Source organism: Nocardiopsis sp. NPDC006832 (assembly GCF_040635885.1).
Classification (GTDB): domain Bacteria; phylum Actinomycetota; class Actinomycetes; order Streptosporangiales; family Streptosporangiaceae; genus Nocardiopsis.
Genome location: NZ_JBEYLC010000001.1, coordinates 44,312 through 63,941, shown reverse-complemented (window position 1 = coordinate 63,941; position 19,630 = coordinate 44,312). Strand labels below are relative to the sequence as shown.

Below are 19,630 nucleotides of genomic sequence, written 5' to 3'. Positions count from 1 at the left end.
GAAGACTGTCCCTTCCGGCGAACACCACCGGTCATGGCCGACCGGCGCCGTGGAGGGTTCCCCTAGCACCCTTACGTCTTCGCGCGCGATCCGTCGACCATCGTCCTCGTCATGGCCGACGCGGACGTAGAAGCAGACCGAGGGGTTTGAGTAGTGACCACCTTTACTTCGCGTACCCAGGACACGTCCGAGCTGGACAAGGATCCGGCCTTCGCCATGCATCGCGGTGGCAAGCTCCATGTCACCTCCTCCGTGGACGTCAGCGACCACGAGGGACTCTCCCTGGCCTACACACCGGGTGTCGCCCGCGTCTGCGACGCGATCGCCGAGAACGCCGAGTTGGTCGAGACCTACACCTGGAAGAGCAACCTGGTCGCCGTCGTCACCGACGGCACCGCGGTCCTGGGCCTGGGCAACATCGGGCCGGAGGCCTCGCTGCCGGTCATGGAGGGCAAGTCGCTGCTGTTCAAGCAGTTCGGCGACGTCGACTCCGTGCCGATCGCCCTCAACTGCACCGGCGTCGACGAGATCGTCGAGACCGTCGTGCGCATGTCACCGTCCTTCGGTGGCGTCAACCTGGAGGACATCTCCGCTCCGCGCTGCTTCGAGATCGAGGACAAGCTGCGTGAGCGCCTGGACATCCCGGTCTTCCACGACGACCAGCACGGTACCGCCATCGTGACCGTCGCCGCGCTGCACAACGCGGCCCGCCTCACCGGCCGTACCCTGGCCGACCTGCGGGTCGTCGTCTCCGGTGCGGGCGCCGCCGGCGTCGCCGTCACCAAGATGCTCGTCGACGGAGGCATCGGCGACATCGCCGTCGCCGACTCCAAGGGCATGATCCACGAAGGCCGGGAGAGCCTGACCTCGGTCAAGCGGGAACTGGCCGCCATCAGCAACAAGGCCGGTCTGAAGGGCTCCATCGAGAGCGCGCTGGAGGGCGCCGACGTGTTCGTCGGCCTGTCCGCCGGTGAGGTCCCCGAGTCGGTCGTGGCCACCATGGCCGACGACGCCATCGTCTTCGCCATGGCCAACCCCAACCCGGAGATCCACCCGGACGTGGCCCGCAAGCACGCGAGCGTCGTCGCCACCGGGCGCAGCGACTTCCCGAACCAGATCAACAACGTCCTGGCCTTCCCCGGCGTGTTCCGGGGCGCCCTCGACGTCCAGGCCCGCGACATCACCGAGAACATGAAGCTGGCCGCCGCCAAGGCCATCGCCGACCTCGTCGGTGACGACCTGAGCGCCGACTACGTCATCCCCAGCACGTTCGACGAGCGCGTGGTCCCGGCGGTCTCCGCCGCGGTCGCCGCTCAGGCCCGTGCGGACGGCGTCGCCCGCCGTTGATGGAGTTCCAGGGCCCGTGCGATCGTCTCGATCGCTCGGGCCCTTTTTCGTGCCGGGGTGGGGTCGAGGCCACCACCCAGGGGGGAGTACGGACACCCCGGTTCGGGGGGACCGGCGTAGTGCGCCGTGACGGGGCGCACTCGTAGGTTTTCGAGGACTGGAACCACGCCGTTCGAACGGCCTCAGACCCCTGGGACACCCCTCATGGAACCGACCTCCCCGACCACGCGCGAGCCCCGAAGAACCGGTGGACGGATCGCGATGGCCCTGGCCGTGGTGATCGCCGCCGTTGGAGCGGTGACCCTGATCCCGCGGCCCTACGAACTCGACGACCGGGTCGAGGGCGACCGTGAGGTCGCGGCGTCGGTCCGGGAGGGGATCGGCGACACCACCGGCTACCACGGGCTGTCCGTGGCCCTCGTCGAACCCGACCCCGAGGGCGGGTACCACGTCCGCTCGGCGGGGCTGGGCTCGGTCGGCGACGAGGGAGAACAGGTGGACGAGGACACCCCCTTCGGGTCCGCGTCGGTGGCCAAGGTGCTGCCCGGGATGCTGCTCGCCGACATGATCGACCAGGGCGAACTCGATCTGGACACCAGGGTGGGGGAACTGCTGCCGGAACTGGACCCGGCCGATCCCGCCATCGCCGACATCACCGTCGAGGAACTGGCCACCCACACCTCGGGGCTGTCACGTGAGGAGACGACCCTGCCCCAGACCCTCTGGCAGTTCGTCGCCAAACGCCACCCCGACCCGGCGGGTTCGGTCGACGACTTCCTCGCGGAGGTGGCCGCGCAGGCCCGCGTCGACCCCGAACTACGGGGAAGCAACGTCTACTCCAACACCGGCTTCGGTCTATTGGGGCACGCGCTGGCGGCCCGCGCCGGGATCGACTACGCCGCCCTGGTCCGCGAACGCCTCCTGGAACCCCTGGGCATGGAGCACACCCGAGTGTGGTCCGACCAGGCCGGTTCCGACCCCGTCGTGCACGACGCCGACCGTGGGTGGCCCATCGAACTGGACCGCACGGTCGCGTCCGGTCCCTCGGGTGGGGTGACCACGACGGCGGGTGACCTCGGGCTGCTCCTCGCGGCGATGATGGACGACTCGGCGCCGGGAGCCGGCGCGGCCGAACCCGTGGCCGCGGGCGACGTGGCCCGCCGGGAACAGGGACTGGGCTGGTACGTGGAGACCCTCGGCGGTCGGGAGATCACCGCGCACGGAGGGAACGCCACCACCAACGGCCACACCGCCTGGATCGGCTACTCCGGTGACCGGGGAGCCGTGGTCCTGTCGAACACGCACCGGTACAGCGAGGACATCGGCATCCGACTGCTCGGGGTCGACGAACCCAGTCCGGACAACGTGGCGGGGGAGCGGTTGTACGCCACCGTGACGGCGATCCTGGCACTGCTGCCCGGGGCCCTGTTCCTGGGCTTCGCCGCCCGGCGCCGCCCCTGGCGGATGACGCGTCGACCCACGGACCGGGTGGGCCTGGTCGCCTACGGGACGCTCACGGTCGCGCTGCTCGGGTACGTCCACCTCGCCGGTTTCTGGCACCTGGTCTCCCCGTGGGCGTGGGCGGCCGGGGTGTTCCTGACCGTGGCCGCGGCCGTGGTCGGGGCCCGAAGATGGTCGGACCTGCCCACCACCAGGGGTGGCCTGCCCTGGCCCAGATGGGCGCTGACCGGCCTCGTCGCCTTCGCCGGCCTGGCGCTCCTGGTGGGTCTGGCCACGCTCTGACACCGTGCGCCGTCGGGACGATCACATCAGCTCCGCGGGTGAGTCGAACTCCTCCTTCAGGAGGTCGAACGCCCGGCGCAGGTCGGCCAGGGCGGCGTCCGGGGTGTCACCCTCGCCACGAGTGGCCGCCCCCGAAGGCAGACGAGCGTGGGCACTCCACACGCCGTCCGCGTCCTGCTCGATCGTGTACGGAACCAGCACCGCTTCTTCCTTCTGGATCGGATGATTCGACGAGGGGCCCGGGAGACCACGCCCCCGTGTGGTCTCCCGGGCCTCCTCCGGCGTCGACTCAGTCGCGCCGTTCCTGGTCCTCGCCGGTGGCGGTGGACCAGGAATCACCGCCCGAGGGCGGCATCGGTCGAGCCTTCGGCTCCTCCGAGGGGCCCGCGTCCCCCGGTTCGGACCCTTGGCCGGTGGGTCCCTCGGTGGACTCCCCACCCTTGTCCGACGTCGGTTCGGACCCCTCGCGTTCCCCCTCGGCCGGCCCCCACCGGCCCAGGTCGCGGCGGATCACCTCGACCGTGTCGTCGAGGATGCGTCGCAGGTCGTTCGCGGCGGACCCGCCGACCTGACCGGCGCCCCGGAGCATGTCCCGAACGCGCACGGAGAAGTCCTTCAGGGCGTGTTCGAACTCGGACCCCTCGTGCCCGGTCTCCTTACGCCCCGCCTCGTCACGCCGGGCGTCGTCGTGTTCGGACCCTTCCCCCGAGCCCTCACCACGACGTTCGGAGTCGGTGCGACCCCAGGCGGCACCGAACGCCCCGCCGAAGCCCTGGGCGAACCGATCCCACTCACGGGCCCACATTCCGCCGTCCCCACAGTCCCGGGCGCGGTCCCGCTCGCGACGGTCCTGGTCCTCCTCGTCCTCGGGGGCCTTGGTCCCCTCGGCGCGTTCGGCCCCCTCACGGCGGGTGCCGCCCGCGGTGAACTTCAGTTCGTCGCGCAGGGAGCTGATGGTGGCGCGCACGTCCTGCTTGACCGCGCGGGCGATGTCGCGCACCGAGTCGGTGATCTCCCGCTCCAGGTCGTCCAGGTCGCTCTCGCGGGCGCGCAGCTCCTCACGTCCCTTGTCGGTGAGGCTGTACACCTTGCGGCCGCCCTCCTCGGTGTGGGTGACCAGACCCTCCTCCTCCAACCGGGCGAGCCGAGGGTAGATGGTGCCGGGAGAGGGCGAGTACACGCCAAGGAAACGGTCGCGCAGCAGGCTGATGATCTCGTAGCCGTGGCGCGGGCTCTCGTCGAGCAGCTTGAGCAGGTACAGGCGCAGTCTGCCGTGGCCGAAGATGGTGCTCATGAGGCCCCCTCTGGGATCGCGGCCGGAGCCTCGGGCGCACGACGCAGCAGCGCGGTTCGACCGGACACGGTGTTGACACTGATGGCGGCGGGGTCCACACCCATGCCGATCTTCCCGCTCAGGGTGTTGCGGGCCGGCGCGGTGTTGCGGTCCAATCCGAAGTCGGAGTCGACCCCACCGGTCATGGTGCGCAACTCGACGTTGGCGGAGCTCTCCGCGGGGACCCGCAGGGCCACCTCGCCGGACACGGTCGTCACCCGCACACGAGCCGAGGCCGAGAGGTCGGTGTCGACCAGGACCGATCCGGAGACGGTCTTGGCCCGCAGCCCGGAGAGGCGGCCGCCGGCCACGGCCAACTGCCCGGTGGCGCTGTTGAAGCCCAGGGTGCCGCCCGGCCCGCGTACCGAGGCGCTGCCGTCGGCGGTGTTCAGGTCGGTCTCACCCGAGACCTCGTCCAGGGTGATCTCGCCGGTGGCGGTCCTGATCTTGGTGCGGGCGCTGAGCCCGGCCGCCACCACGGGCGCGGTGGCCGTGGACACCTCCACCGGGCAGTCCCGGGGGACCCTCAGGTTCACGGTGACCCGACGCGAGTGCATGTTCTTGTAGCCGGTCAGCTGGAGGGGCTTGAGCCGGTCGAGGAACCCCTGACCGGTCAGGTCCCGGTAGTGGATGGTGAGGATCCCGGCTTCCTGGGTGACCTCCAGGGGCTCGCCCTCGATGTCGGTGATCTCGAAGGTCACCGGGTCGTCGGTGGGAATGATGTTGACCTGTCCGCCGACGATTCGCACCTTCAGGGCGACGATGCCGTCCAAGGTGTGCGTCATCGGACTGTCGATGGTCCAACTTGCCATCGTGAACCCTTCCGTTCGCTCTCGATGTCTTCACGATATGTCGCGTCTTCGGCGAACTCAAGATATGTCGTGGATTTCGGGGGTCGAATCGGGGGAACCTCGGGGACGACCCCGAGCCCGGCGTGCGCGGGCCCACCCACCGGATCGACCCCGGACACAAGCGAGGGGCCCGGGTCCACGTGGACCCGGGCCCCTCGGCCGGTACATCGCTCAGCGCGATGCCTCGTCGCTACTCCTCCTCGTCGTCCAGCCGGGCCAACCAGGTGGCCAGCCGTTCGACGGGCGTCTCGAACTCGGGGTTGACGTCGGTGAACACCCGCAGCTGCTCGGCGAGCCAGGCGAAGCTGACCTCCTCGTCGCCGCGGCGGTTCTCCAACTCCTCGATTCCTCGATCGGTGAAGTACATGGTTCTTCCGTCGCTATTCCGCGGGTGGGAAGACCGTGTCCACCAGGGCACGCTGCTCGGCCTCGTGACGCTTGGCCGAACCGGCCGCGGGCGCGGAGGAGGCCGGACGCGAGATCCGGGTGAACGGGCGGTCGAGCTGCTCGGAGAAGACCAGCGCGACGAAGGGCCACGGGCCCATGTTCGCCGGCTCCTCCTGGACCCACAGGACCTCGCCCGAGTTCGGGTAGGCCTTGAGCTGCTCGCGGATCTCCTCGATCGGCAGCGGGTACAGCCGCTCCGCGCGGATGATCGCGGTGTGCTTGTCCCCGCTCTTGCGGCGAGCCGCGTCCAGGTCGTAGTAGATCTTGCCGGAGCAGATGACCACACGACGGACCTTCTCCGGCGCGATCGAGTCGTCCCCGATCAGCGGCTGGAAGGAGCCCGAGGTGAAGTCCTGGGCGGCCGAGGTCGCGGTCTTCAGACGCAGCAGCGACTTGGGCGTGAACACCACGAGCGGGCGCTCCAGCGGCGACTTGGCCTGCCAACGCAGCAGGTGGAAGTAGCTCGCCGGGGTGCTCGGCATCGCGACGGTCATGTTCTCCTGCGCGCACGACTGGAGGAACCGCTCGATGCGGGCCGAGGAGTGGTCCGGGCCCTGGCCCTCGTAGCCGTGCGGCAGCAGCATGGTGACGCTGGAGCGCTGGCCCCACTTCTGCTCGCCCGCGCTGATGTACTCGTCGATGATGGTCTGCGCGCCGTTGACGAAGTCACCGAACTGCGCCTCCCACATCACCAGGGAGCCCGGACGGGTCAGCGAGTAGCCGTACTCGAAGCCCAGCGCCGCGTACTCGCTCAGCAGCGAGTCGTAGGCGAGGAACTTCGTGGTGCCGTTGTCGAAGCTCTTCAGCGGCGTGTGGGTCTCGCCGGTGTCGCGGTCCATCAACGTGGCGTGACGCTGACCGAAGGTGCCGCGGCGACTGTCCTGACCGACCAGACGGACCGGGTGGTCGTCCAGCAGCAGCGACCCGAAGGCCAGCAGCTCACCGGTGGCCCAGTCGATCGCGTCGTTCTCGACCATGGTCGCGCGACGGGACAGCTGCGGGGCCAGACGCGGGTGCGGCTTGAAGTCCTCGGGCAGGTTCACCTGGGTGTCGATGACCCGCTTGACGGTCTCCGAGGAGATCGCCGTCTCCACCTTGGAGTGGTCCAGACGGGACTCGGTGAACACCTCGGGCTTGACCACGGAGCCCGGCTCGATCGGCCTCTTCTCGACCTCACGGGTCTCGGTGAAGGCGCGTTCGAGTTCGCTCTGGTAGTCGCGAAGCGCCGACTCCGCCTCTTCCACCGTGATGTCACCGCGACCGATCAGGGACTCGGTGAACAGCTTGCGGGTGGAACGCTTGGCGTCGATGACGTCGTACATCAGCGGCTGGGTGAACGCGGGGTTGTCGCCCTCGTTGTGCCCACGACGCCGGTAGCAGACCAGGTCGATCACGACGTCCTTGTTGAACGCCTGACGGTAGGCGAAGGCCAGGTTCGCGACCCGGACCACGGCCTCGGGGTCGTCCCCGTTGACGTGGAAGATCGGCGCCTGCACCATGCGCGCGACGTCGGTGGCGTACACGCTGGAGCGGCTGTCGGACGGCGAGGTGGTGAAGCCCACCTGGTTGTTCACGATGACGTGCACCGTGCCGCCGGTCCGGTAACCGCGCAGCTGGGACAGGTTGAGGGTCTCGGCGACCACGCCCTGCCCGGCGAACGCCGCGTCACCGTGGATGAGGATGGGCAGCACGGTGAAGCCGTGCGGGCCCTTGTCGAGCACGTCCTGCTTGGCGCGGACGATGCCCTCGGCGACCGGGTCGACCGTCTCCAGGTGGGACGGGTTGGCGGCCAGCGTGATCTGGATCTTGTCGCCCTCGCGGGTCTCGAAGACCCCCTCGGTGCCCAGGTGGTACTTGACGTCACCGGAGCCGTGCGCGCTGCGCGGGTCGAGGTTGCCCTCGAACTCACCGAAGATCTGCCCGTAGGACTTGCCACAGATGTTGGCCAGCACGTTCAGGCGACCGCGGTGGGCCATACCGATGACGGCCTCGTCCAGCTCGGCCTTGGCGGCCTTGGAGATCACACCGTCCAGCAGCGGGATCAGCGACTCTCCACCTTCGAGGGAGAAGCGCTTCTGACCCACGTACTTGGTCTGGAGGAAGGTCTCGAAGGCCTCCGCGCTGTTGAGCCTGTGCAGGATGTGCAGCTGCTCGTCACGGTCGAGCTTCTCGTGCTCGCGCTCGACGTGCGACTGGATCCACTCCCGCTCCTCCGGGCTCTGGATGTGCATGTACTCGATACCCACCGTGCGGCAGTAGGTGTCGCGCAGCACGCCCAGGACGTCGCGAAGCTTCATGACCTGCTTGCCGCCGAAGCCCCCGGTGGGGAACTCGCGGTCCAGGTCCCAGAGCGTCAGGCCGTGTTCGAGCACGTCCAGGTCCGGGTGCTTGCGCTGCTCGTGGGTGAGCGGGTTGGTGTCGGCCATGAGGTGGCCGCGCACACGGTAGGCGTGGATCAGCTCCTGGACCCGGGTGGTCTTGTCGAGCTGGGTGGCCGGGTTGACGTGGATGTCCTGGACCCAGCGGACCGGCTCGTAGGGGATCCGCAGGGCGTTGAAGATCTCGTCGTAGAAACCGTTCTCGCCCAGCAGTAGCTGGTGGATCCGACGCAGGAACTCACCCGACTGGGCACCCTGGATGATCCGGTGGTCGTAGGTCGACGTGATCGTCATGACCTTGCTGATGCCCAGCTCGCTCAGGGTGTCCTGGGAGGCGCCCTGGAACTCGGCCGGGTACTCCATGGCACCCACCGCGAGGATGGTGCCCTGACCGGGCATCAGGCGCGGCACGGAGTGCACGGTGCCGATGCCGCCCGGGTTGGTCAGGCTGATCGTGGTGCCCTGGAAGTCCGGGACGGCCAGCTTGTTGTTGCGGGCCTTGCGGACCAGGTCCTCGTAGCCGCTCCAGAACTCGGCGAAGTCCATCTCTTCGGACTTCTTGACGGAGGGCACGACCAGCTGACGTGAGCCGTCGGGCTTGGGGAGGTCGATCGCCAGACCGAAGTTCACGTGTTCGGGCTTGGCGACGCCGGGCTTACCGTCGACCTCCGTGTAGGAGTGGTTCATCTCCGGCATCGACTCAAGCGCCTTGACCATGGCGTAGCCGATGAGGTGGGTGAAGGAGATCTTCCCACCGCGGCTGCGTCGGAGATGGTTGTTGATGACGATGCGGTTGTCGAACAGCAGCTTGACCGGCACCGCGCGCACACTCGTCGCGGTGGGCATGGTCAGGCTGGAGTCCATGTTGGTCGCGGTACGGGCGGCCGCGCCACGCAGCCGCTCCTCCTTGACCTGGAGCCCATCGTCGCTGTCGGTGTTCTTGGGTGCGGCCGGAGTGGGCTTCTTCTTCGGAGCGGGGGCTGCGGGGGCCTTCTCGGTCTGCGCCTTAGCGGTCGCAGTGGCCCCACCCTTCCCGCCGCCCGAGTCCGCGGGCTTGTAGTCCGCGAAGAAGTTCCACCAAGCCTTGTCAACCGAATTCGGGTCGGTGAGGTACTTCTGGTAAAGCTCCTCGACCAGCCACTCGTTCGGGCCGAAATCTGTCAGGGGTTGAGACGCCTCAGACGACACGGCGGAGATCGCCCACTTCCGCTGCTCGCTTGTGAATGTTCAGGAAAGACGGGTGGCTGCCGGCAAGGCGGGCTCGAAGAAACATGGGGTCGCCCCCATGCGGAGTGTCTGACCAGGCCGGCACTCGTCGCGTACAAGGCTACTTGTACCGACCTCCCGGCCGGGAACACTGTGGTTGTTGAAACTGGGAGATAGCTAACAATCTTTCACACGAACCTTGGCTTTCCGTGGTCGTGGCCTTGCCTTGTGTGATCACAGTGTCCTGTTTGTCCATGTCCGTGGGGGTTTTCGGTTCGTGACGCCATGACCGCCTCTGGCCGATGGGAATGTGACACGACACACGTTTCCATGGGCTCGTCCGAGGGGACCCGCGAGCCGACGGTGGAAGCGGTGCTCCCGACCGTGAAACGCAGGTGCCGGCGGCCCTGGATGCACGGATCTACGCGCTCTCCCCGATTCCTCCTCGGTGTCGCCATCACCCTGCCTACGATGCGCCTACGTACAACGGGAACAACGGGGGCGAGGGGGAACCCATGAGGGGCCTGGGGGAACTGGAGGCGGCGATCATGTCCGCCCTGTGGCGCGCGGAGGGGCCACTGCCGGTCCGCGACATCCGGTCGAGCATGGTCTACGACCGCGACCTCGCCTACACGACCGTCATGACCGTCGCCAACATCCTGCACCAGAAGGGATTGCTGGAACGGGAGAAGACGGGGCGGGCCTGGACCTACCGGCCCAGGGAGACCCACGCCGAGTACACGGCGCGCGTCATGGGCGAGGTCCTCAGTACCGGCCCCGACTCCGGTGTCACCCTGCTCCGCTTCGTCGAACGCTTCAGCGACGAGGACATGGCCCGGCTGTACCACGCGTTCCGGCAGGTCCGCGACCATCGCACCGGTTCCGCCTCGCCCTACAGGTCACCGGCGGCGCAGTGAACGCACACTCGGCGCGGCGACCGCCGCCGACGTCGCCATGATCGTCAGCACGGCGACGATCAGCAGGGACCGGTCCGCGCCGATCGACTCGGCGAGCGGCCCGATGGCGATCTGCCCCACCGGCATGGCCACGAACGACCCCAACGCGTCATAGGAGTACACCCGCGAGAGCCGGTCCGGCGGGATGTTCTCCTGTACCGACACCTCCCAGGCCACGCTGAACTGCTCGACGGCGACCCCGCCCACGAACATCGCCGCGAACAGTAACGGCACGATCGGTGACGGATCGGCCAGCACGAAGAACGGCAGGGTCTGCACGGTGACCAGAGCGGTTCCGTAGAACAGCGCTCTTCGCGGCTGCCAACGCGCGGCCAGGACGCCGCCCACCAACAGCCCCACGCTGTTGGCCGCCATCACCAGCCCCCACGTGGTCCGCCCGAACGTCTCGTCGGCGATCCCCGGGCCCAGCACCGAGGTGGTCGCCGACCAACCGGCGTTGACCACCATGAACTGCAACACGATGATCCACACCCAGGGCCTGGTCACGAACTCGCTCCAGCCCTCCAGCAGGTCGCGGAGCACGTTGCCGCGCTCCGCCGGCGTCGTCGACGGCACTCGCAGGAACAGGAAGGCCACCCCGGCCGCGGCGAACATCACGGCGTCCACACCGATCGCCCACCCCGGACCCAGCAGACCCACGGCGACGCCGCCCACCGACATCCCCGCGAACATGCCCAGCTGTTTGGCGATCCCGACCAGCGCGTTGGCCTGACGCAGCAGTGTGTGCGGCACGGTCTGCGGGGTGAGCGCCGCGGCCGCGGGTAGGTTGGCGGCGGCCGCGGCCCCGTTCACCAGGCTCAACACGATCATCAGCGGTAACGTCGCGGACCCGGTGAGCAAGGCCAGTGCGAGGAGTCCCTGGGAGAGCGCCGCGAGCACACAGGCCCCTCGCAGCACCAGGGCGCGCGGCAGCCGGTCGGCGATGACCCCGCCCAACAGCAGCAGGGACACGTTCGCCACCGACCGGGCGCCCACCACCAGACCCACCTGGGCGAGCGATCCGGTCACGTCCAGCACGGCGAAGGCCAACGCCACGTTCGCCATGCCGTTGCCGAACATCATCAGGACCCGGCCCAACGCCAGCGCGCGGAAGTTCGGGTGCCGCAGCGGCGCCGTGATCCCCGCCCGAGGCCCCGTACCGGTGTTCCGCGTCTGGTCCATGCCTCGTACCCGTTCCCGCCTCGAACCGTCCCGACCGGGGAATGCTCGTGGAACGGGCAGAACCGGTCAACCGGTTTTAGCGCGCGTGGGCGAGGTCCCTCAGCCCAGGACCCAGCTGCGACCCTCGGCCGCGAGCTTCTCCACCAGGGTGGCGCTGTCGTGTTCCTTGGCGAACAGGTGCTCGGGGCGGGTGATCGGCACGATCCACAGCCACTTCACCGGGTCACCCTGGAAGTTCAGCCCCGAGGTGTCCGGTGGCCGGCGGTCGGGGTCGGTGACCAAGGGGGTCGGGTCCTCCAACAGCAGCACGGCGCCCGCGCCCCGACGCATCGCCTGGTCCTCGGGGTTGTCCAACCACTTGACCGTGTGGCCGGTGCCGAACCAGGTGACCGCCCGCCAGGGGAACGCCCCGATCCACCGGAAGACACGTGCCGCGTGGTGCGCCGGCAACGTCGTGGCCAGCGCCAGCTCCACCCGGGCGTGGTGGGAGGTGTCGGCCATGTACCGGTCCAGGGTCGGCATCCGCTGACCGCACATGCCGACCGTCGACAGGACCGTGAACGGCCGTTCCTTCGTCGGCGGTCGCTCCGACAGCCGCAGCAACGGCGGGTGCCCGTCGGAGACGTCCCAGTAGTGGCCGGCCTCGCCCACCCGTCGGTTCAGATGGCCGAGCACCGTGCGCTGCACGCTCCGCCAGGCACCGGAGGCCCGACGCCAGTCCCAGTAGGCCTCGGCGTGCACTACCCGCGGCCACAGCCGGCGCTTGACCGAGTCGAGCTCCCACGCGTACGCGCTGCGCCCGATGGCCTCACGCGCGTACCCGGGCAGTCCGCTGTCGGCGTCCGCCCAACCGGGGATGACCGCCAGCAGCCCCTCCTCGTCGAGCAGGGCCACGCCGTCGCCCTCCTCGAACCAGACCGCTCGCAAGGAGTCCGGGTCGAAACGGGGGCGGCCCTGGGGGTGCTTGGTGTAGGCCTCCGGCATCAGCGGGGCCCGCCCCTGGTACAGGTCACCGGGCTGCGCCTCGGTCGGCGCGCTCTCGTGGTTGGCCAGCCACACCGGGACACGGATGCGCTCGCGAGCGTCCAGCAGGTACGCGGCGGTGGTGTGGGAGTCGCATTCGACGACGACGCGGCGGCTCTGGTACGGGCTGATCTCGTCGAGCAGGACGTCGATCTCGGTCACCGGCTCTCCCACGTGTGTGTCGACCCAGGGGGTAGTCGTGTTGTCGTGGTCACCGAAGGGGCCTGCACCCGTCCGGGCTGTCCACACTGCGCGTAGACTCGACGGTAGTGCCCTGACAGGCGGAGCAATGCCGCAGCCGCGTATAAGTCGTATAACGACCCGCGGCGCCACACCTTTTCCGCGCCGGGCGCAGTCCACCGACTCCACTCGTTACGGATACTTATGCCCGCCGAGCTCACTTTCGTCGCACCCCGCCGCGCCAAGCCGCCCCGGCACCTGGCCGACCTGTCCCTGGAGGAGCGCCAGGACGTCGTCAAGGAGCTGGGCGAGAAGCCCTTCCGGGCCAAGCAGATCGCCAAGCACTACTACGGCGCCCTGGAGTCGGACACCGCCAACATGACCGACCTGCCCGAGGCCTCCAGAGAGAAGCTCGGCGAGGCGCTGCTGCCCACGCTGCTCACTCCGGTCCGACACTTGTCCGCGGACAAGGGGATGACCCGCAAGACCCTGTGGAAGGCCTTCGACGGGGTCATGTTCGAGTCGGTCATGATGCGCTACCCGGACCGTGTCACCCTGTGCATCTCCTCCCAGGCCGGATGCGGCATGAACTGCCCCTTCTGCGCCACCGGACAGGCGGGCCTGACCCGCAACCTGTCCACCGGCGAGATCGTCGAGCAGGTGATCGCGAGCGGCCGTGACCTGGCCCGCGGTGAGGTCGCCGGCGGTCCGGGGCGGATCAGCAACATCGTGTTCATGGGGATGGGCGAGCCCATGGCCAACTACAAGCGGGTGCTCCAGTCCGTCCGTCAGATCACGGACCCGGTCCCGAACGGCATGGGTATCTCCCAGCGCGGCGTGACCGTCTCCACGGTGGGCCTGGTCCCGGCGATCAACAAGCTCATCGACGAGAAGATGCAGGTGCGCCTCGCGATCTCCCTGCACGCCCCCGACGACGAGCTGCGCGACGAGCTCGTGCCGATCAACACCCGCTGGAAGGTCGGCGAGGTCCTCGACGCGGCCTGGCGCTACGCCGGCACCACCGGCCGTCGCGTGTCCATCGAGTACGCCCTGATCAAGGACATCAACGACCAGGCCTGGCGGGCCGATCTGCTCGGCAAGCTCCTCAAGGGGCACCTGGTGCACGTCAACCTCATCCCGCTCAACCCCACCCCGGGATCGAAGTGGACCGCCTCGCGCCCCGAGGACGAGCGCGAGTTCGTGCGGCGCCTGGAATCGCACGGGGTGTCCGTCACCGTCCGTGACACCCGTGGCCAGGAGATCGACGGCGCCTGCGGACAGCTCGCCGCCGCCGAGAAGTAACGCCGACATGGGCGAGACCCTCCTGGCCTTCGTGGTCGCCACGGCGGGCGGGTTGGTCCCGATCCTCAACATCGAGGTGTACCTGCTGGGCGCCGTCGCCACCTTGGACGACGGCGCCCTCGTGGCGATGGCGGTGGCCGCCGCGGTGGGGCAGACCCTCGGCAAGATCCCCTACTACTACGTGGGCAAGGGGACGATCACCGCGCCCTGGCTCAAACGCAAGGCCGCGACCCCGGGCAAATGGGCGACGCGGATGGCCGGCTGGCGGACCAAGGCCGAGGACCGCCCGATCTGGGGCGCCGGACTGCTGGCCCTGAGCTCCTTCGCGAGCGTCCCGCCGTTCATGGTGGTCTCGGTGCTCGCCGGGGTGGTCCGAATGAACCTCGTCCTGTTCTGCGTGGTCACCTTCGTCACCCGCCTGGCCCGCTTCCTCATCGTGGTCCTGGCCCCCGCCTGGGCCCTGAGCCACCTGCCGGGCTGATGCGCGGGTCCGAGGCCGCTCAGAGCGCGTGGTCGGCGAGGCGGACGAACGTCTCGATCACCTCGGGGCCGTGGATCAGCTCGGCGTCGTTGTGGCCGGCCCCGGACAGGACCCTCTCCTCGAACAGGTTCGCGCTCGCCCCCGCGACCGCGTGGCTCTGTTCGGCCGGGACGATCGCGTCGACGTCGCCGATCACCACGCTCGTGGGGACCTCCACCCGCGCTACCTGCTCCGCCACCGGGTAGCGGTCCCACAGCATCAGCCGCACCGGCAGGAACGGGTAGTGGTGGGCGCCCAGGTCGGCCAGGGAACTGAACGGCGAGCGTAGGAACAGCGCCGCGGGCGGGCGTTCCACGGCCAGGCCGGTGGCCACGGCCGCGCCCAGGCTCTCGCCGAAGTAGAGAGTGCGCTCGGCGGCGAATCCTCGTTCGGCCAAGTGGTCGGCGGCGGCCCGGGCGTCGGCGATCAGTCCCTTCTCGGAGGGGGAGCCCTCGTTGCCGCCGTAGCCGCGGTAGTCGAACAGCAGTACCGAGAACCCTTCCGCCGACAGCGCTCGGGCCAGGGGCGCCCGGCTCTCGCGGTTGCCCGCGTTGCCGTTGGTCACCAACACGGCGGCCTCGCGATCCTCGCCTTGGGACGGGACGAACCAGCCGCCGAGTTCGAGGCCGGCCTCGGTGTCGAGCCGCACGTCCTCGGCGCCCTCGATCACCTCCGAGGCGGTGGGGGGTTCGCCGATCAGGGGCACGTAGATCACCGAGCGCTGCATCACCCACATGAGCCCCACCAGGACCACGAGTACCAGGGCCACCACCGCGACCACGATCAAGAGGCGCCTCCTTCGAGGTGTGGGAGATGGGGCGTCGGTGCCGGTCACGGCGGTTCCTTCCGGGGAAGTACGGGGTCCTCGCCATGCGGGATACCCGTTGCCAGACGGAACATCCCTGAGGTTTGCATTGCAAACCGAACCCTGTGCGCGTATGGTCGAAGAAAGGTTTGCGGTACAAACCGGAGGTTCGAATGAACACCCCTCACGACATCGATCGCCTGGAGAGGATCCGCGCGGTCACCTCCGACTTCAGCGGTTACCAAGGGCTGTACACGGTCCTGCTGGGCCTGTTCGGGCTCTGGATGGCCTTCGTTCCGCTCTCTCGGGGCGGCCCGTGGTCGGTGCTGTTCCCGGTCGGGATACTCCTGCTCGCCGGCCTGTTCATCGTCGTCCAGCGCTATTACCGGCGCCGGTACGGGAAGGTGCGTGCCCTCTGGACCACGAAGCGCGTCCTGTGGCTCCTACTGTTGCCGTTCGGGTTGCTCCTCGGGTACGTCGCCCTGATGAGCGTGACCAACGTGCTGGGTGTCCAGGGCGGGTGGGTGTTCGGCGTCTTCATCGGCGTCTGCCTGGTCGCGGTCGGTTGCTCCGATCCGCGCGCCCGGTGGCACTACCTGGTCGGAGCCGGGGCCATCCTGGTGTTCACCCTGCTTCCGCTGGGTGCGCTCGCGCCTTCGGGCGTCCACCCGGTCGAATGGGAGTACCCGGTGATGGTTCCGTTGGTGGCGGGGCTCGTCTTCGTGGTGAACGGGCTGCTGGATCACCGTACGCTGGTGCGGACCCTCACCCCGGTGAGCGAGAACGGGACGGACTGACCATGGGCACGCCCTTCGAGGACATGGCGGAGATCGACCGCCTGGTGCACGAACCCTCGCGGCTGGCGATCACCAGCGCGCTGCTGTCCTGTGAGAGCGCGGACTTCCTCTTCCTTCAACGCATCACCGGGCTGTCCAAGGGCAACCTCTCCAGCCATCTGTCCAAGCTGGAGAAGGGCGGCATCGTGACCGTCACCAAGAGCACCGGTGGCCGCCCCCGCACCACCATCGGTCTCACCCCCATGGGGCGGGACACCGTCGCCCAGCACTGGGAACGGCTGACCCGCCTGCGCGACGCCGCGCGCGAGTGGACCGCCCCCGGGGAGTGAACCCCGAAGGCGGTCCGGTCCGGGGCCCGTCAGGCGGTGACCAGGTCGCGGTCGCGGAACCCGGCCAGGGACACCGCCCCGGCCACCAGCACCGCGCCCAGGTAGAGCAGGTACGGCGCCGTCTCGAACCCCTCCATCGGAGGCCTGGCCAGGATCTCGAACGCGCTCAGCTTCATGGCCTCCTCCGGGAACTCGAACAGTGCGCCCAGCATCGTGGCCACCAGGCTGTACCCGAACCACAGCCAGACCAGCGGCAGCAACCGTGGAGCGACTCCCAGCAGCAAGGCCGCGATCGCCCCGAACACCAGCGCGGCGGGCAGTTGGGCGAGCATCGACTCCACCATCCGCCACGTCCACTGGGCGTCCTCCAACGCCACCGCCGCGCCCAGGCCCAGACCCAGCCCACCGGACAGCGTGATCAACACGGTGGACACGACCGCGACGACCAGTGCCGCGCCGCACCAGTGCACCCGGCCCACCGCGGTCGACAACAGCAGTTCCGCGCGGCCGGCGTTCTCCTCGGTCCGGGCTCGCGAGACCGACAGCACCCCGTACGCGGCGGCCGCCATGATCACGTAGGCGGCGATCATCCCGAGGAACCCGTCGACCAGGTCGTCGGTGTCGCCACCCAGGATGGCCGCTAGGTCGGGCGCGGAGTCCAGCATGCCCTCGACCTCGGTGACCAGGCTTCCGAACGCGTATCCGAAGGCGAGCACCGCCACCACCCAGGCGACGATCGCCCCGCGCTGTTGGTTCGCGTGCAGTGTGAGTACCCCGCGCAGCAGTCTTCCGGCGTCGGGTGGTCCGGGTCGGGCGGCGACCAGCCCGGCGCCCACGTCACGGCGGCGGGCCAGCGCGTAGGTCACCACGAACAGCACCAGGACGAACGCCCCGTACAGGGCCAGTGGTTCCCAGCGCGGTTCGTCGAAGGGCCGGGTCTGTTGCACCCACGCGAACGGTGACAGCCAGGACAGGGCGTTGCCGCCCTCCTCGGCCATGTCGCCCACCGCACGGAACAGGAAGAGCACCCCGATGATCAGGAAGGCGAGCCCCGAGGCGGAACGACCGTGTTCGGACACCTGGGCGCACACCGCCGCGATCGCCCCGAACGAGATCCCGGCCAGCGCCAACCCCAGCCCGTAGACGGTCGAGTCCGCGGCGGGCAGGTCGAAGACCACCATGGTGGCCGTGATCAGCCCGCCGATGAGCAGGTTGGTCAGGGCCAGGGTGATCAGGGCCGCCGCGGTCTGCGCGCTCGCCCCCAGGACCCCGGCGCGCAACAGTTCCGCGCGCCCGCTCTCCTCCTCGGCCCGGGTGTGTCGGACCACGTGCAGCACGCTCATCACCGCCAACGCGATGAGCAGGCTCATGGTCAGCTCGTTGACCAGCATCGGGCCGAGCGTGTAGTCGTCGAGGCCGTACCCGGGGCCGCCGAACACGATCCCGGTGGGCGAGTCCATCAGGGCGGCCCGCGCCTGACGTTCGGCCTGGTCGGAGAAGATGTCGTCGAGGGCGGGGACACTGGCGGCGGTCAGTCCGGCCAGGGCCACGACCCAGATCGCCATGCGCAGGCGGTCACGGAGCAGGGTGAACCGGATCAGCGTGCCGGTTCCGGTGAACGCGCTCATGACCGTTTCCCCTCGGCGCCGGTGCCGTAGTGGCGCAGGAACAGTTCCTCCAGTGACGGCGGGTTGCTCACCAGGGAGCGCACGCCCAGTGCCGTGAGTTCGTGGAGCACCGTACTCATGTGGGCGTGCTCCACCGCGAAGGAGACCGCGGCGCCGTCGACGGCCAGGTCGTGCACGCCGGTCAGGTCCTTGAGCGCGGTCGCGTCGCCGTCCACCTCGGCCCGCACCGTCGATCGGGTCAGGTGACGCAGCTCGGACAGGGTCCCCGACTCCACGGTGCGACCGGCACGGATGATGGTGACCGTGTCGCAGAGCTTCTCCACCTCGGAGAGGATGTGGCTGGACAGCAGGACCGTGCGACCGGTCTCCTTGACCTCCCGCACGCACTCGGTGAACACCGCCTCCATGAGCGGGTCCAGGCCCGAGGTGGGCTCGTCCAGGACCAGCAGTTCCGCGGTGGACGCCAGCGCCGCCACCAGGGCCACCTTCTGCCGGTTGCCCTTGGAGTAGGTGCGCGCCTTCTTCGTCGGGTCCAGTTCGAAGCGTTCCAGGAACTCCCGCTTGCGTCGGGCGTCGAGACCGCCGCGCAGTCGCCCCAACAGGTCGATGGCCTGGCCGCCGGTCAGGTTGGGCCACAGCGACACGTCACCGGGGACGTAGGCCAGCCGCCGGTGCAGGTGGACGGCCTCCTTCCAGGGGTCTCCGCCGAGTAGGCGCACACTGCCGGAGTCGGCGCGCAGCAGCCCCAGCAGGACCCGGATGGTGGTGGACTTGCCGGATCCGTTCGGTCCCAGGAACCCGGCGACCTCTCCGGTGCGGACCGTCAGGTCCAGTTCGTCGAGGGCCTTGAATCGGCCGAAGGATTTGTCGAGGCCGCCGACCTCGATCGCGTTCCGTGGTGACATGGGCTGCTCCGGTTCGGTTCGGTGCTCAGTGGTCGTTGGCGGGAGGGTCGTCGCGGTGGGCGACGAAGGCGTCCAGGAAGGTGCTGTCCAGCAGCAGTCCTTCGGTGTACAGCTCCAGGGCCGGGAGCATGTAGGCGTCGATCCACTCGCGCAGAACGGTGGACGGGTTCCGGTCGGCGTCCTGGGGGCGCATGGTCGTGTGCAGCATCAGGGATCCCAGCGACATGGACGCGGCGTAGCGCGCCCGGGCCGCCGGGTCGCGACTGGGCCTGATCGTGCCCGCGCGCTCGCCCTCCGCCAGGTAGATCTCCACGTCCTGGACCATGCGCTCGAACAGGGCCGACGCGACGTGCCCTCCCGACTGGAGCGAGCGCATCAGGTAGGCGAAGACGTCTCCGTGGCCGTCCACCTCGGCCAACTGCTGGAGGAAGTGGGTCGCCGACATCCGTGTGACGACCTCGCCCTTGGTGTCCGCCGTGAGCCGCAGGACGTGCTCGTCACAGGCCGCGCGCAGTTTCTCCTTGCTGCCGAAGTGGTGGATGACCAGGCCGGGGGAGACCCCGGCCTCCTCCGCGATGGCGCGTACGGAGACACCGAAGCCGTCCCGGCCGAAGCGGGCCAGGGCCGCGTCGCGGATGCGGGCTCGGGCGGTGAGGTCGTCTCGCGGGGCTGAACTCATGTTCAATACATTAAACGGT

General features: G+C 69.2%; 18 protein-coding genes. 7 read left to right on the top strand and 11 right to left on the bottom strand.

Annotation, left to right across the window (positions count from 1 at the left end; translation table 11 throughout):
• Window positions 1–153 precede the first annotated feature (153 nt).
• Together ABZ717_RS00265 and ABZ717_RS00260 are read left to right on the top strand one after the other, a co-directional pair.
• A complete protein-coding gene (locus tag ABZ717_RS00265) occupies window positions 154–1,347 on the top strand; it encodes an NADP-dependent malic enzyme (protein WP_358503159.1) in 1,194 nt (397 codons plus the stop codon).
• 204 nt (window positions 1,348–1,551) lie between these two features.
• On the top strand, window positions 1,552–3,090 hold the full coding sequence (locus ABZ717_RS00260) for a serine hydrolase domain-containing protein (protein WP_358503156.1): 1,539 nt from the start codon (window positions 1,552–1,554) through the stop codon (window positions 3,088–3,090).
• 21 nt (window positions 3,091–3,111) lie between these two features.
• Here the strand turns inward: ABZ717_RS00260 and ABZ717_RS00255 are convergent, their stop codons facing one another.
• The 5 genes from ABZ717_RS00255 to ABZ717_RS00235 form a co-directional block, all read right to left on the bottom strand.
• Window positions 3,112–3,291: a hypothetical protein gene (locus ABZ717_RS00255; RefSeq protein WP_358503153.1), complete on the bottom strand. Its 180-nt coding sequence runs from the start codon at window positions 3,289–3,291 to the stop codon at window positions 3,112–3,114.
• A gap of 88 nt (window positions 3,292–3,379) precedes the next feature.
• Complete coding sequence (locus ABZ717_RS00250; RefSeq protein WP_358503150.1) at window positions 3,380–4,384, bottom strand: PadR family transcriptional regulator; 1,005 nt, start codon at window positions 4,382–4,384, stop codon at window positions 3,380–3,382.
• Window positions 4,381–5,235, bottom strand: a complete 855-nt coding sequence (locus ABZ717_RS00245; protein WP_358503147.1) for a DUF4097 family beta strand repeat-containing protein — start codon at window positions 5,233–5,235, stop codon at window positions 4,381–4,383. Before ABZ717_RS00245 ends, ABZ717_RS00250 begins: the two co-directional genes overlap by 4 nt.
• Before the next feature lie 229 nt (window positions 5,236–5,464).
• On the bottom strand, window positions 5,465–5,641 hold the full coding sequence (locus tag ABZ717_RS00240; RefSeq protein ID WP_190318387.1) for a DUF6104 family protein: 177 nt from the start codon (window positions 5,639–5,641) through the stop codon (window positions 5,465–5,467).
• 13 nt (window positions 5,642–5,654) lie between these two features.
• Window positions 5,655–9,287: a multifunctional oxoglutarate decarboxylase/oxoglutarate dehydrogenase thiamine pyrophosphate-binding subunit/dihydrolipoyllysine-residue succinyltransferase subunit gene (locus ABZ717_RS00235; RefSeq protein ID WP_358503144.1), complete on the bottom strand. Its 3,633-nt coding sequence runs from the start codon at window positions 9,285–9,287 to the stop codon at window positions 5,655–5,657.
• A gap of 533 nt (window positions 9,288–9,820) precedes the next feature.
• On the opposite strand from ABZ717_RS00235, the gene ABZ717_RS00230 reads away from it, so the two are divergent.
• Window positions 9,821–10,222, top strand: coding sequence for a BlaI/MecI/CopY family transcriptional regulator (locus ABZ717_RS00230; RefSeq protein WP_358503141.1), 402 nt, complete (start codon window positions 9,821–9,823; stop codon window positions 10,220–10,222).
• Here the strand turns inward: ABZ717_RS00230 and ABZ717_RS00225 are convergent.
• Both ABZ717_RS00225 and ABZ717_RS00220 read right to left on the bottom strand, forming a co-directional pair.
• Window positions 10,205–11,443 (bottom strand): MFS transporter, encoded by a 1,239-nt coding sequence (locus tag ABZ717_RS00225; protein WP_358503138.1) that lies wholly within the window; start codon window positions 11,441–11,443, stop codon window positions 10,205–10,207. The two genes, ABZ717_RS00230 and ABZ717_RS00225, sit on opposite strands and share 18 nt — an antisense overlap.
• 99 nt (window positions 11,444–11,542) lie before the next feature.
• Complete coding sequence (locus ABZ717_RS00220; RefSeq protein ID WP_358503135.1) at window positions 11,543–12,628, bottom strand: suppressor of fused domain protein; 1,086 nt, start codon at window positions 12,626–12,628, stop codon at window positions 11,543–11,545.
• Window positions 12,629–12,850: 222 nt separating this feature from the next.
• Between ABZ717_RS00220 and rlmN the strand changes: the two genes are divergently transcribed.
• Both rlmN and ABZ717_RS00210 read left to right on the top strand, forming a co-directional pair.
• Window positions 12,851–13,948 carry a 23S rRNA (adenine(2503)-C(2))-methyltransferase RlmN gene (rlmN, locus tag ABZ717_RS00215; protein ID WP_358503132.1) on the top strand — a complete coding sequence of 366 codons (1,098 nt, stop codon included), beginning with the start codon at window positions 12,851–12,853 and terminating at the stop codon, window positions 13,946–13,948.
• A 7-nt stretch (window positions 13,949–13,955) separates the two neighbouring features.
• Window positions 13,956–14,429 carry a hypothetical protein gene (locus ABZ717_RS00210; RefSeq protein ID WP_358503129.1) on the top strand — a complete coding sequence of 158 codons (474 nt, stop codon included), beginning with the start codon at window positions 13,956–13,958 and terminating at the stop codon, window positions 14,427–14,429.
• Window positions 14,430–14,448: 19 nt separating this feature from the next.
• Here ABZ717_RS00210 and ABZ717_RS00205 read toward each other — a convergent pair whose 3' ends face one another.
• Window positions 14,449–15,249: an alpha/beta fold hydrolase gene (locus ABZ717_RS00205; protein WP_358503504.1), complete on the bottom strand. Its 801-nt coding sequence runs from the start codon at window positions 15,247–15,249 to the stop codon at window positions 14,449–14,451.
• 197 nt (window positions 15,250–15,446) lie between these two features.
• On the opposite strand from ABZ717_RS00205, the gene ABZ717_RS00200 reads away from it, so the two are divergent.
• Both ABZ717_RS00200 and ABZ717_RS00195 read left to right on the top strand, forming a co-directional pair.
• Complete coding sequence (locus ABZ717_RS00200) at window positions 15,447–16,070, top strand: hypothetical protein (RefSeq protein WP_358503127.1); 624 nt, start codon at window positions 15,447–15,449, stop codon at window positions 16,068–16,070.
• A 2-nt stretch (window positions 16,071–16,072) separates the two neighbouring features.
• Window positions 16,073–16,399 (top strand): transcriptional regulator, encoded by a 327-nt coding sequence (locus ABZ717_RS00195; protein ID WP_358503124.1) that lies wholly within the window; start codon window positions 16,073–16,075, stop codon window positions 16,397–16,399.
• 29 nt (window positions 16,400–16,428) lie between these two features.
• Here the strand turns inward: ABZ717_RS00195 and ABZ717_RS00190 are convergent, their stop codons facing one another.
• Genes ABZ717_RS00190 through ABZ717_RS00180 form a run of 3 tightly spaced genes read right to left on the bottom strand, consistent with a single transcriptional unit; the run spans window position 16,429 to window position 19,611 of the window.
• Window positions 16,429–18,027 carry an anibiotic ABC transporter efflux pump gene (locus tag ABZ717_RS00190; protein ID WP_358503121.1) on the bottom strand — a complete coding sequence of 533 codons (1,599 nt, stop codon included), beginning with the start codon at window positions 18,025–18,027 and terminating at the stop codon, window positions 16,429–16,431.
• Window positions 18,024–18,932: an ABC transporter ATP-binding protein gene (locus ABZ717_RS00185; RefSeq protein WP_358503119.1), complete on the bottom strand. Its 909-nt coding sequence runs from the start codon at window positions 18,930–18,932 to the stop codon at window positions 18,024–18,026. Before ABZ717_RS00185 ends, ABZ717_RS00190 begins: the two co-directional genes overlap by 4 nt.
• Before the next feature lie 25 nt (window positions 18,933–18,957).
• Window positions 18,958–19,611 (bottom strand): TetR family transcriptional regulator, encoded by a 654-nt coding sequence (locus ABZ717_RS00180; RefSeq protein ID WP_358503116.1) that lies wholly within the window; start codon window positions 19,609–19,611, stop codon window positions 18,958–18,960.
• Window positions 19,612–19,630 lie beyond the last annotated feature (19 nt).